This is a genomic window from Thermodesulfobacteriota bacterium (assembly GCA_040754335.1).
Taxonomy (GTDB): domain Bacteria; phylum Desulfobacterota_D; class UBA1144; order Nemesobacterales; family UBA2774; genus 2-12-FULL-53-21.
In genome coordinates this window covers 56,058-68,274 of the sequence record JBFMCV010000006.1, presented here as the reverse complement: position 1 = coordinate 68,274, position 12,217 = coordinate 56,058, and the positions used below count along the sequence as shown (strand labels likewise).

Here is a 12,217-nt window from a genome sequence, read left to right as displayed (position 1 = left end):
CGCCTACCTGCCCCGGAATATGACGCTCAGGATAATCGAGATTATGACGCTTATGAGTATCGAAGTAGCGAGGGGAAAATAGAATGAGGTGTTTCCGCGCCTGAAGTAAAAATCTCCCGGCAGCTTGCCTATTACCGGTATCTTGGGTGCGAAGGTTATCAGGAGCCCGATAACAACGAGAGATATCCCCAGAATAATTATCAGCTTTCCCAGTCCCTGAAATTCCATTCTCAAATTCCTCTCTATATTTCAGAATTAAATTATACCCGCCCGGGGCTGCCGGGCCTATGTAAAGAGCGTAACCCGTGGTTAACCCCGCACGCCTCTCTTAAAAATCGCTGGCATTTTAGACAAATAGGTTATAAGCTTGTAGAATATAAACGAATTGGCATAGAATTTGATGGGGGATTCTAACTTGTTTTGCAAGAGCGGGTTATGAGCACTAATCTCAGCCAGACCACGTCCCAGAGGCAGGTGCTTCAGCAGCGCCTCATATTGACCCAGGAGCTTCAGCTGTTCCTGAAGCTGATACAGATGACGACGCTCGAGCTGAAGGACTATCTCGAAGAGCAGCTCATTGAAAACCCCACACTCGAGGAAGCGGAAGAAGTAAAAGAGAAAGGCGAGAACGGCTCATCGGAAGAATCGATCGATCTCGGTATAACCGGGGACAGCCGGCTGTTCGGCGGCGAGTCGAGCGATATGCCGCATTATTCCTCGAGACAGTACAACGACGAGGGCGAGGAGGAGCAGGCTTGGGAGAACAGGATAAGCTCGCCCGATTCGCTCACGGAACACCTGACCTGGCAGCTGGAAGTCTCGGATTTCACCCCGGAAGAGAAGCATATAGGCTCGATCATAATCGGGAACACGAACGAGGACGGGTACCTCGACATAGGCGTCGAGGAGATAGGGACGCTCTATCTTGCGGGCCCGGAGCCGGTCCCGCAGGCTGAGGACGCCGTTTCCGAAACCGGAGACAACAGCGCGGGGAACGAACCGCCGAAACCCGACCCTGAGCTGATAAACAGGATCACGGACGTCTTAACGCGGATCCAGACGTCATTCGACCCGACGGGCGTATGTTCGAGAGACCTCAAGGAATGCCTGAGGATCCAGGCGCTCGACCTCGGATACACGGAAAACTGCACGGTGCTTAAGCTCATCGAAAACCATCTCGAAGACCTCGACCAGAAAGACCTGTTCGAGATCGCAGAGAGTCTCGGATGCCCGGCCGAGGACGTCAAGGAAGCGCTCATGGTCATATCCACGCTGGAGCCCAAGCCCGGGAGGCCCTATTACGAGAAGGACCCCGAAAAATATATAATCCCCGATTTCTATGTTTATAAGGTCGGCAACGAGCTCCAGGTGCAGCTGAACCGGGATTTCCCGAAGGTGAGGATCAGCAGCTACTACAGGAACCTCTTGAAGAAGGAAAAAAGCCTCCCGCCCGAAGCGAAGCTTTTCCTAAAGGAAAAGATAGAGGCCGCCCAGAGGATAATGAAATGTCTCGAGGAGCGGGAAGCCGCCGTAAAGAAAATCATAGCCAAGATCGTCGAAGTGCAGAGGGACTTCTTCGAGCACGGCAAGGACTATATAAAGCCGCTCATCCTGAAGGACGTCGCGCAGTCGGTGGGCGTCCACGAATCCACTGTGAGCCGCATTACGAGCCGGAGATACATACAGACGCCGCAGGGGACGATAGAGCTGAAATCACTCTTTTCGAGAAAAATCGAAACCTCCCACGGCAAGGAGGTTTCCTTCGAAAGAGTGAAGTCGATGATAAGAGAGATAGTGGCTGAGGAGCTGCCGGAGAGTCCGTATTCGGACGAGGATATTTCCAAAATACTCGAGAGAAGGAACGTAATAGTCGCGCGGAGAACTGTTGCAAAATATAGAAAAACCCTTAAAATACCATCTTCTTCAGCCAGAGCCTCGCAAAAAGGGAAAAAAAGAAATGAGAGTAAGAGTAACGACGAGACATATAAACAATAATCAGGACCCCGAAAAGCTTAAATCTTACGCCGTCAAGAAATCAAAGAGGATAGAAAGGTACCTGAAATCAGGAGACGACCCCTGCGACGTGAGTTTCGTACTGTCGGCGGAGAAGTTCAGGGACACGGCGGAGATATCCATAAGCAGCAAGAATCTCAAGGCCGCGAGCTCTTTCGAAACGACCGACATGTACACCGCGATCGACAGCGCGCTCGACATCATCATCAAGCAGCTCAAGAAAGAGACGGACAAGAAGAAAAAGTCCAAGAGAAGGATCGGGGCGAAGAACAAGGAAGGCGCCGCTGGCGCGGGCACGGCTCCCGAAAGAGGTGCCGGAAGCCTGACCAATATAAGGGTCCGCAAGCTGCCAGAAAAACCCATGACGGTTGAAGAGGCATCGCTCCAGCTCCGGGTGTCGGACGCGAACTTCGTCACCTTCCGGAACAGCGCCTCGAACGATATGAACGTGCTCTACATCGACGGAAAGGGACAGATAACCTTAATTGAACCCTGAAACCGGCAAGCGACACAATGAAAATCTCCGATGTGCTGGAACGAAAAACAGTCATTCCCAACCTTCAATCCAGATCCAAGCCGGACGTGATCAGGGAGCTCACGGAGAATCTGGCATCCGCCTACCCCAATATCAATGACGAGAAGCTGATCGAAGTGCTGATGGAAAGGGAAAGGCTCTGCAGCACCGCCGTGGACTCGGGCGTCGCGATACCCCATGCCAAGCTGAGCGGCATATCGGGCATCATAGCGGGGTTCGGGAGAAGCATAGAGGGCATAGACTACGACTCGCTCGACGCTAAGCTGACTCACCTCTTTATCATTCTCGTCGCCCCCGAGACCTCCATAGGAGCTCATATCCAGCTTTTAGCGAGGATCTCCAGGATATTCAAGAACCCGGAGCTCCGCGCGAAGCTTATGACGCTTGAAACACAGGACGAGATATACGACTCCATAATCATGGAAGATGCGAAACTCTGAAAACGTGGCGACGCTCAGGGTCGAGGAGCTCCTCAAGACCTGGGGCGAAGAACTCCAGATAGAGCTGATAGCGGGCCGGAAGGGGCTCTCACGCGAGATATACTCGGACAGGATACAGAAGCCGGGATTGAAACTTCTGGACCCCGACCTGAAGCTCGAAGAAGGCACGATCCAGATACTCGGCAAAACCGAGATAGCTTACTTCGAAAGGCTCAAGGGGGGCGAAAAAGAGAGCGTGACCAAGAGCCTCTCGTTCCAGAACGTCCCCTGCTTCATAATTTCAAAAGAGCTCGAGCCCGACGAGGCGCTCAAAGCGTCCTGCAACAGGAGGGACATCCCTCTTTTTACGACCAAGCTCTATACAGGCAAGCTTATATCGCTCCTCCAGGAGATACTGGAGGTGAGGCTCGCCCCTTTTGCGACCGTCCACGGGGTGCTTATGGACATACACAGGCTCGGGGTTTTGATACTCGGAAAGAGCGGTATAGGTAAAAGCGAGTGTGCTCTTGACTTAATAAACAGAGGTTCTAAACTCATCTCTGACGATATCGTCGAGATAAGAAAAGTCGGGATATCGAAGCTTGTCGGAAACGGGCCCGAACGCATCAAACACCTTATGGAAGTGAGAGGTGTAGGTATAATTAATATAAAGGACCTGTTCGGGACGACATCGGTCATGGACAAGAGAGAGATCGACATGGTTATAGAGCTTGTTCAGTGGGATCCGGGCACGGAATACGACAGGCTCGGGATCGAAACCGGCAGCTACAGCATCCTCGGCGTACAACTCCCCCATCTGGTCATTCCCGTAAGCCCCGGCAGGAACACGGCTACCATAATAGAAGTAGCGGCACGAAACCAATTGCTGAAAATGAGCGGCGTACACTCGCCCCGCAGTTTTGACACTTGAACATCGGCACGCCGCCCAATAAGGAATTAAATGACTAATCTGGTTATCATCAGCGGCGTCTCCGGCTCCGGAAAAAGCACCGCAATGAACGTCCTCGAAGACCTCGGTTATTACTGCGTCGACAACCTGCCCATGACACTCCTTCCGAAGTTTATCGAGCTCTGCGAGAGTTCGCAGGGAGATATCAACAAAATAGCCCTTGCCGTGGACATACGCGAGGGGGTTTTTTTCAAGGGGGCGCCCGAAGTTATCAAGGACCTCAAGGAGAAGGGCCATCCTATTGACGTCGTCTTCCTCGACTCGTCGGACTCGGCGCTCGTCAGGAGATACAAGGAAACCCGGAGGAAACACCCGCTTTCGGTCAACGGAAACATACTCGAAGGAATATCGAAAGAGAGGGAAATGCTGAGGGAGCTGAAAGAGCTGTCGAGCTACAGCATAGACACTTCCGATTTCAACGTACACGAGCTCAAGGAGCTGATAAAAAACATATTCGACAAATCGCGTACCCAAAGCCTCCTCGTCAACATACTGTCCTTCGGCTTCAAGCACGGCTATCCCTATGACGCCGACATGGTCTTCGACGTGAGATTCCTGCCGAATCCCTTCTTTGTCGAGGAGCTCAAGGAGCTGAACGGCCTCGACGACCAGATCGTTCGTTTTGTTATGAGCAGAGAGGAAACGGGCGAGTATATCGAAAAACTCACGGAGTTCCTCGAATTCCTGATACCCAAGTACGAGAAAGAGGGAAGAACTTACCTAACGATTGCCATAGGCTGCACGGGCGGGAAGCACAGGTCGGTGGTCGTCGCAAAAAAACTGTCCGAACATTTCAAACACCTGTCGCCGGTCACGATACACAGGGACATATCAAAGAGCTAAGGAGATAATCGGGATGGTAGGTATTGTCGTAGTAACCCATGGAGAGCTGGCAAAGGAGCTTATCGCGGCGGTGAATTTCGTGCTCTCGTCGAACCCGCCGGTAAAGATGGAAGGGGTCTGTCTCCATCCCGACAGGGAGTTCGAGACCTTCAAGCAGGAGATAAAGAACGCGATCAAAAGGGTGAAGGGGAAAGACGGAATACTACTCGTGACGGACATGTTCGGAGGGACGCCTTCCAACATCAGCCTTACATTCCTCGAAGAAAACAACGTCGAGGTCATCTCAGGCGTCAACCTGCCGATGCTCCTCAAGCTCGCCACGCTTTCGGACAAGGTCAAGCTGGGCGAGGCCGTCAAGATAGCCGAGGCTGCCGGCAGGGACAACATAATCGTCGCCAGCAAGCTCCTGCACAACAGGAACGGCTGAGAGGGGCGGCTGCCGATTGCATGAGCCGGCGGGGAAGATCCGCTATGACGGGGGCGGTCCGGGATAACGGGCCGTGCCCATTCGCCCCGGTCCCGTGCACTTGAACGGCTTGGGAATAGTAGTTAGGTTATTGTTATGAAGAAGGAAGACATAGAGAGAGTCATTCAGGCCTGGAAGAACCACCTGCTCGTCGGCCATATGGAGGGATACCATCTGGAGATAGCCGATGACGTGCCGCTTGAATACGCCGCGATAGCGCTTTTCCTCGACTCCAAGACGGTAAGGGCGTCGGGGGAGGTGGAAGAATACTACGAGGGTTACAGGCAGGCGGCCGTGGACATCCTGAACCTGATCGGAGTGGAGATCTCGCAGGACGACCAGATGAGGGTTATATCGCTTTTCAGAAAAGAATCCGGAGACGACAAGCAGGAAGAGCTTAAAAGGCATATCTGGGGTTGATTTCCGCGGCTGAAGAGATTCGGATAATATCGGCACATTTCCCCCTCTCGACTAACCTCAATGAGACTCGCTGACCTATTCGACTGTTTCCTCATCGACCTCGACGGCGTGGTGTACGTGGGCGATAGCCCGACCGAGGGCTCCGTCGAAACGATAAACCTCCTGAAGAAAGCCGGAAAAATCGTGATTTTCCTGACCAACGACCCGAGAAAGTCAGCTGCGGAATATTCGGAGAAGCTCCGCGGGATGGGGATCGTGATAAATCCGGGAGACGTCGTCACTTCCGGGATGGCGATCGCATACCATATCAGGAACACGCACACTGACATAAAGGACAAAAAAGCGTACGTCGTCGGGAGCGGCTCGCTCAAGGACGAAATAAAGCTCACGGGGCTTGAGATCGTAAGCGGAGAGGAAGCAAAGAAGGCTGACTTCGTCATAGTCGGCGGCCACCCGGATTTCCATTACGAGGAGATGAAAATAGCGGCCCTTGCGGTACGCGGAGGGGCGGAGTTCTTCGCGACGAACCGCGACCCTGCTTTCCCCGCGCCCGAGGGACTGGTGCCTGCGACAGGGGCGGTGCTCGCATCGATAGAGACCGCATGCGGGAGGAAGGCCGTCGTGGCGGGCAAGCCGGAAGTGATAATGTTCGAAGTGGCCTTAGCCGAGCATCTGCACAGGGACAGAGACAGGTTCGCGATAGTGGGAGACCGTCTCGATACCGACGTCCAGGGGGGGAGGAACGCGGGCATAGCGACGGTACTCGCGCTTTCGGGCTCCACTACCGAAGAGGACCTGATAATTTCCGAAATCAAACCCGACTATGTCATAAGGGACCTGAGGGACCTTTTAAAGGACGCGCCGACAGCGTCAGGGAAGCATGCCCAGAGTAAACATTGATTCGATAGAGCTCCAGTACGAGATATCGGGCTACGGGCCGCCCGTGGTTTTCATCAACGGCCTGACCATGGATCTTAACGGATGGCTGCTCCAGGTGGAGCCATTCAGCAGAAAGTACAGGATGCTGAGATATGACTGCAGGGGCCAGGGGGGATCGGACAAGCCTGAGACCGAGTATTCACAGGAACTGCACGCGGACGACCTCCGCATGCTTATGGAGAAGCTGGACATACCGAAAGCTCACATAATCGGCCTCTCGAACGGCGGCATGATAGCGCAGCATTTCGCCCTGCGCCATCCGGAGAAAACAGGAGCGCTCGTGCTCGTGGATACGTGCTCATACGTGGATACGCTCCTCGGGCTCATCATCACGTCGTGGATAAAGTCAGCCGAGGCGGGCGGGAGCGGGCTCAGATACGACGTCGCCCTCCCGTACCTCTTTTCCGAAGAGTTCACGAAACAGAACCTCGACAGGATGATGGCCATGAAGGAGTTCAATCTGGCGCTGAACCCCGTGAAGCCGGTCGTCAACCTCTCGAAAGCGAGCAGGAACCACGACCTTCGCGACCGCGTCTCGGAAATAAAGGCGCCCACGCTCATAATAGCAGGCGAGGAGGACATACTGATACCGGTCAAATATTCGAGGATCCTGAGGGAGAAAATAAAGAACTCGACCCTCGTCACGATCAAGCACTGCGGACACGTCCCACCGATCGAGAAACCGGACGAATTCAATGAGATAGTCATGAGGTTCCTCGGGGACCACGACAATCTCCTTATTTAACACTGGGCCCCGGCACTCGGGTATATTATTAATATACTTTCGGGAACCCTTCGATCACTCCAGGCCCGGGAAAACGAAGGCTAATCGGAACCAGGAAAACACACTCGGCAGCAAGCGGGACCGGATGAATATTAGAAAAAGCTTGAAAGGCCTAAAGTCAGCAAACAACAAGGCCGTCTTCTGGATGATACTGGGAGGCTTCGACTTCGCGACCATGGGGGCCCTCATACACGCGCTAGGCAGCGAGTGCGATTGGCTTATTCTGGCGTTCCTCAGGATGTTCATGTCTTTCGTGATAGCGCTCGTCCTTACGCGCCGGGCGGGACTCAAACCATTCCTCTTCGACAGGCCGCTGCTCTGGGTGAGGAGCATAGTCGGCTGCTCGGCGATGATCGCGACCTTCTATGCGCTCACAAAGCTCCCCATCTCGGACGTTGCGGTCATAACGGAATCAAGACCGATCTGGGTGGCAATACTTGCGGGATTCCTCCTCGGCGAAACGACGAGTAAAAGGATATGGCTGTCCATAATCCTCGGCATGACGGGGGTCGTACTCGTCGAGCATGCGCACCTCCGCGACCAGAACGCGGCCGGGCTAGCGGCGCTCTTCGCCGCCCTCTCAGGCGCTCTCGTGATGGTGCTCCTGAGGAAGCTGAGGGACATCGATCCGAGGACGATCGTCACGCATTTCTCTGGCACTGCGGCCGCGGTGTGCCTGCTGCTTATCCTCATACTCGGGAGGGAATTCGATTTTTCGTTCATGGAGAAACCCGCGAACCTCCTCATGCTCGCAGGCATAGGCGTTTTCGGGACCGTCGGGCAGCTCGCCATGACGAAGGCTTTTTCCATCGGGGAGGCCCCGGGCGTCGCCTCGGCCGGTTTCATGAGAGTCGGGTTCTCGGCCGGATACGACCTCCTGATCTGGCAGCACGCGTTTCAGATCACGACTCTCGCGGGTATAGCCATGATACTGGGCTCGACCGGCGGATTACTTAAGCCTGCGCAGAACGGAGACGGGGATGCGGGCCTGGCCGAGGAAAAGGCCCAGAAGCTGGGCGCGGGGTGAAGCGCGGCATGACGACGCATATCTATTATTCGAAAGATTTCCATACGAAATTCCCTTTCCCGTCTATGTAACCCCAGTTGCCGTTGCCGAGCTCGACAATAGCTAACCCCTGCGAGAAGCTCACCGCCGTCAGGTAACGGGGCTCTATCGCGACCTCCCCCCTCTTGTTGACGAAACCCCATTTGCCGTCGAGTTTGACAGTCGCGAGCCCTTCCGAGAAATCGCCCGCCTCGTCGAATTGCGGCTGGACTATGATGAGCCCGCTCTTGTTTATAAATCCCTGCTTTCCGTTCCTCGTGACCGCGGCGGCGCCCTCCTTGAAATGCCTCGCTCCCTCGAAGTCCGTCTTCAGCTTGACTTCGCCGAACTTGTCCAGGTAAACGTATTTCCCATCGAGCAAGACGCAGGCGAGGCCGTCCGAATACCCCTCCGCCCATTCGTATTGGGGTTTAATGAAGACATTGCCGTTTTTCTTTATATACCCGCCCTTGCCGTCGACCACTATGAGCGCATAGCCGTCCGAGAAGCTGAACGCCCTCTCGTACCGGGGCGGGATAACCATTTGCCCGTCTTTGTCGATGAAGCCCCACCTGCCGTTGATTTTGACGGCGGCGAGTCCTTCGGAGAACGGCTCCGATTTCTCGAACTGGGGCTCGGAGACAATCTTGCCCACTTTATCTATATATCCGTAACGGCCCTCGATCTTGACCTGGGCGAGCCCTCCCGAGAATTTCTGCGCCTCCTCGAACTCGGGCGTTATGACCATGATTCCGAACTGGTTTATATACCCCCATTTGCCGTCGACCTTGACGAGCGCCCTGTCCTCCGAGAAATCGACCGCGCCTTCGTATTTGTAGGGTATTACGATATCACCTTTCCCGTCAATGAACCCCCACCGGAACTCTTTTTCCACGGGGAAGAGCGGCCCCTTCCCGGTCTCGGCGTCGTATCTCGGGCCGGACGAAGCGCACGACAGAACAATTACAGCCGCTGAAAGTACCGCCAGTACGTTAAATGTTCTCAAACGAATCCCCCCGTGTCAGGCAGGCAATAATAATAAACAAAATGGTAATTTTTAAAAGGAACCGCCGGGAGGACCGTTCATCCCGTGATCCTTCGCACCCCGAAGCCCGTTCCTGCGCCTTCTTTTATCCGGACACGGAAGACCGCGCTTCCGGAGCGGGGTTAAAAGTACTTGCGTATTTACCGTAAATACAGAATAATCTGGATACACCCGAATAAAGACAACGGATTTTACGGCTTTGAACGGGAAATCGCGGGATGGTAATATTTCTCCCGGATTTCGTATTAATATTCATACAGGGGAATAACCTCCACAAAGGGGAATACCGATGAGAAAGGTTCAGGAACTGAAGGTCTCGCAGGTTTACATGTATTGCGACCTTAGCCAGCTTAACTTCAAGACTACGGAAGACCTGCCGCCGTGCACGGACTTCATCGGCCAGAAAAGGGCCGTCGAATCGATAGAATTCGGCATAGGGATGGGCTACGCGGAATACAATATTTTCCTCGTCGGACCGACAGGGGTGGGGAAATCGACGACGATAGAGACAATCCTGTCGAGAGTCGCAAAAACGAAGCCTACCCCTAAAGACTGGTGCTATGTATACAACTTCCTCGACCCGAACGAGCCCAAGGCGATCGAGCTCCCGACGGGAAAGGGGAAGCTCTTCAGAAAGGACATGGAGGACTTTCTCCAGATACTGAAGACGGACATACCGAGGGCTTTCGAGAGCAAGGAGTTCGAGGAGCAGAAGCAGAGCATCATGAACGAGTCCCAGAGGAAAAAGAACGTCCTCTTCGAGGAGCTGCAGAAAAAGGCCGCCGGGAATAACATACAGATACAATTCTCCCCGACGGGGATAATAACTATCCCGCTCATGGAGGGGAAGCCGATATCCCAGGAGCAGTACAATGCGCTTAACGACGAGGCCAAGGACGAAATTATAAACAGGAAGGAAAAGACCGACAACGAGGTCGCGGAGGCCTTGAAAGAGGCCCGGAAAATAGAAAACGAGGCCGTCGAGAGGCTGAAGGAGCTCGAAAGACGTGTCGCCCTCTTCGCGGTCCGCGACCTTATCGAAGACCTGAGCGAGAAATATCAGATGTTTCCGGTAATTATCGATTATCTGGACCAGGTCCAGAAGCACATCCTCGAGAACATAGACAACTTCCTCCCCGACAAGAGCGCACAGCCGGCCGGGCTGCCGTTCGCGTTCAGAATGCCGGCACAGCAGCAGCCGACGTTCACGGAATACAAGGTCAACGTGTTCATAGACAATTCGCTCACGGAGGGGGCGCCTGTAATATTCGAAACGCACCCTACGTACACGAACCTCTTCGGCTCTATAGAGAAAGAGGCGAGGTTCGGAGCGCTGTTCACGGACTTCACGATGATTCGACCGGGTTCTCTAGCCAAGGCGAACGGCGGCTACGTCGTGCTCGAAGCGCTCGATATGTTCAAATTCCCCTTCGTATGGGACTCGCTCAAGAAAGCCATTGAGAACCAGGAGCTGAGGATAGAGGATATATATCAGCAGTTCGGGTATTCGAGCACAATAGGACTGAGACCGGAGCCCATAAAGCTCGACGTGAAGGTGATAATCGCGGGAAACTCGTACCTCTATCAAATGCTGTACGCATACGATGAAGACTTCAGGAAACTCTTCAAGGTGAAAGCCGACTTCGACACCGTAGTCGACAGGAACGACGCTACGCTCTCCCAGTACTCCTGCTTCATAAAGTCGATATGCGAGAGAGACAACTTGAACCCGTTCGACAGGAGCGGACTCGAAACCGTGATCGAGTATTCATCGAGGCTGTCGGGGGACCAGCGGAAGCTTTCGGTACAGCTCGGCTCCATAACCAAGATACTGAAAGAAGCCGACTACTGGGCGAAGCTCGAAAGCTCGGACGGGCTCACAAAGCGCCCTCACGTGGAGAAGGCGATCGAGGAAAAGATCTACAGGTCGAATATGGTCGAGGAGAAAATCCAGGAGCTCATCGCGAAAGGGATATTGCTCGTCGATACGGAAGGCACGGTCACGGGTCAGATAAACGGCCTCGCGGTGTATAACATGGGGGACTATGCGTTCGGCAAACCGTCACGCATAACGTGCGAGACCTTCATGGGCACGGAAGGGGTCGTGAATATAGAAAGGAAATCGAGGATGAGCGGCAACATCCACGATAAGGGCGTCCTGATACTGAGCGGGTACTTAGGAGCCAAGTACGCGCAGAACAAGCCCTTGAGCCTTTCGGCAAGCATAGGGTTCGAGCAGAGCTACGAAACTATAGACGGGGACAGCGCGTCGGCCGCCGAGCTGATAGTGCTGCTGTCGAGCCTCTCGGGCGTCCCCATAAAACAGGGCCTTGCTATCACGGGCTCGGTGAACCAGAAGGGCCAGGTACAGCCCATAGGCGGTGTAAACGAAAAGGTAGAGGGGTTCTTCGACGTGTGCAAGGCTAAAGGCATCACGGGCGAGCAGGGGGTCGTTATCCCCTACCAGAACGTGAAGAACCTGATGCTCAAGAAGACCGTCGTGGAAGCGGTCAAGCACGGGAAATTCCACATTTACCCGGTCGAGACGATCGACCAGGCGATCGAGATCATGACGGGGAAAGAAGCGGGGGCGAGGGGGCCGAGCGGGAAGTTCAAAAGGGGCAGCATAAACTACCTCGTGGACAAGAAGTTGAGGGAGTTCGCCGAGGACTACAGGAAATTCGGGAAGCAGCTCGCGCCCAAGAAATCGAACAACTCGAACGAGAAATAGGCCGATA

13 protein-coding genes are annotated in these 12,217 nt (G+C 54.1%); 11 read left to right on the top strand and 2 right to left on the bottom strand.

Annotated elements, in window-relative coordinates; genetic code table 11:
- Positions 1-3: 3 nt before the first annotated feature.
- The gene (locus tag AB1598_12860; protein MEW6145898.1) at positions 4-228 is read right to left on the bottom strand and encodes a DUF2905 domain-containing protein; all 225 of its coding nucleotides are present in this window, start codon (positions 226-228) and stop codon (positions 4-6) included.
- Between the two features lie 207 nt (positions 229-435).
- On the opposite strand from AB1598_12860, the gene rpoN reads away from it, so the two are divergent.
- The 10 genes from rpoN (at position 436) to AB1598_12810 (ending at position 8,416) form a co-directional block, all read left to right on the top strand.
- The gene (rpoN, locus tag AB1598_12855; GenBank protein ID MEW6145897.1) at positions 436-1,995 is read left to right on the top strand and encodes an RNA polymerase factor sigma-54; all 1,560 of its coding nucleotides are present in this window, start codon (positions 436-438) and stop codon (positions 1,993-1,995) included.
- Complete coding sequence (gene raiA / locus AB1598_12850) at positions 1,958-2,509, top strand: ribosome-associated translation inhibitor RaiA (GenBank protein MEW6145896.1); 552 nt, start codon at positions 1,958-1,960, stop codon at positions 2,507-2,509. Before rpoN ends, raiA begins: the two co-directional genes overlap by 38 nt.
- 17 nt (positions 2,510-2,526) lie before the next feature.
- Positions 2,527-2,988 carry a PTS sugar transporter subunit IIA gene (locus tag AB1598_12845; protein ID MEW6145895.1) on the top strand — a complete coding sequence of 154 codons (462 nt, stop codon included), beginning with the start codon at positions 2,527-2,529 and terminating at the stop codon, positions 2,986-2,988.
- Complete coding sequence (hprK, locus tag AB1598_12840) at positions 2,975-3,898, top strand: HPr(Ser) kinase/phosphatase (protein MEW6145894.1); 924 nt, start codon at positions 2,975-2,977, stop codon at positions 3,896-3,898. The genes AB1598_12845 and hprK overlap by 14 nt, the downstream gene beginning before the upstream one ends.
- 30 nt (positions 3,899-3,928) lie before the next feature.
- The gene (gene rapZ / locus AB1598_12835) at positions 3,929-4,780 is read left to right on the top strand and encodes an RNase adapter RapZ (protein MEW6145893.1); all 852 of its coding nucleotides are present in this window, start codon (positions 3,929-3,931) and stop codon (positions 4,778-4,780) included.
- A gap of 13 nt (positions 4,781-4,793) precedes the next feature.
- On the top strand, positions 4,794-5,207 hold the full coding sequence (locus AB1598_12830) for a PTS sugar transporter subunit IIA (protein ID MEW6145892.1): 414 nt from the start codon (positions 4,794-4,796) through the stop codon (positions 5,205-5,207).
- A 135-nt stretch (positions 5,208-5,342) separates the two neighbouring features.
- The gene (locus tag AB1598_12825) at positions 5,343-5,666 is read left to right on the top strand and encodes a hypothetical protein (GenBank protein MEW6145891.1); all 324 of its coding nucleotides are present in this window, start codon (positions 5,343-5,345) and stop codon (positions 5,664-5,666) included.
- A gap of 60 nt (positions 5,667-5,726) precedes the next feature.
- A complete protein-coding gene (locus tag AB1598_12820; GenBank protein ID MEW6145890.1) occupies positions 5,727-6,566 on the top strand; it encodes an HAD-IIA family hydrolase in 840 nt (279 codons plus the stop codon).
- The gene (locus AB1598_12815) at positions 6,547-7,350 is read left to right on the top strand and encodes an alpha/beta fold hydrolase (protein ID MEW6145889.1); all 804 of its coding nucleotides are present in this window, start codon (positions 6,547-6,549) and stop codon (positions 7,348-7,350) included. The genes AB1598_12820 and AB1598_12815 overlap by 20 nt, the downstream gene beginning before the upstream one ends.
- A gap of 124 nt (positions 7,351-7,474) precedes the next feature.
- A complete protein-coding gene (locus tag AB1598_12810) occupies positions 7,475-8,416 on the top strand; it encodes a DMT family transporter (GenBank protein MEW6145888.1) in 942 nt (313 codons plus the stop codon).
- Positions 8,417-8,441: 25 nt separating this feature from the next.
- Here the strand turns inward: AB1598_12810 and AB1598_12805 are convergent, their stop codons facing one another.
- A complete protein-coding gene (locus AB1598_12805) occupies positions 8,442-9,440 on the bottom strand; it encodes a WG repeat-containing protein (protein ID MEW6145887.1) in 999 nt (332 codons plus the stop codon).
- Between the two features lie 328 nt (positions 9,441-9,768).
- Here AB1598_12805 and AB1598_12800 point away from each other — a divergent pair, with 328 nt between their 5' ends.
- Positions 9,769-12,210, top strand: coding sequence for an ATP-binding protein (locus AB1598_12800; GenBank protein ID MEW6145886.1), 2,442 nt, complete (start codon positions 9,769-9,771; stop codon positions 12,208-12,210).
- The last annotated feature ends 7 nt before the right edge of the window (positions 12,211-12,217 follow it).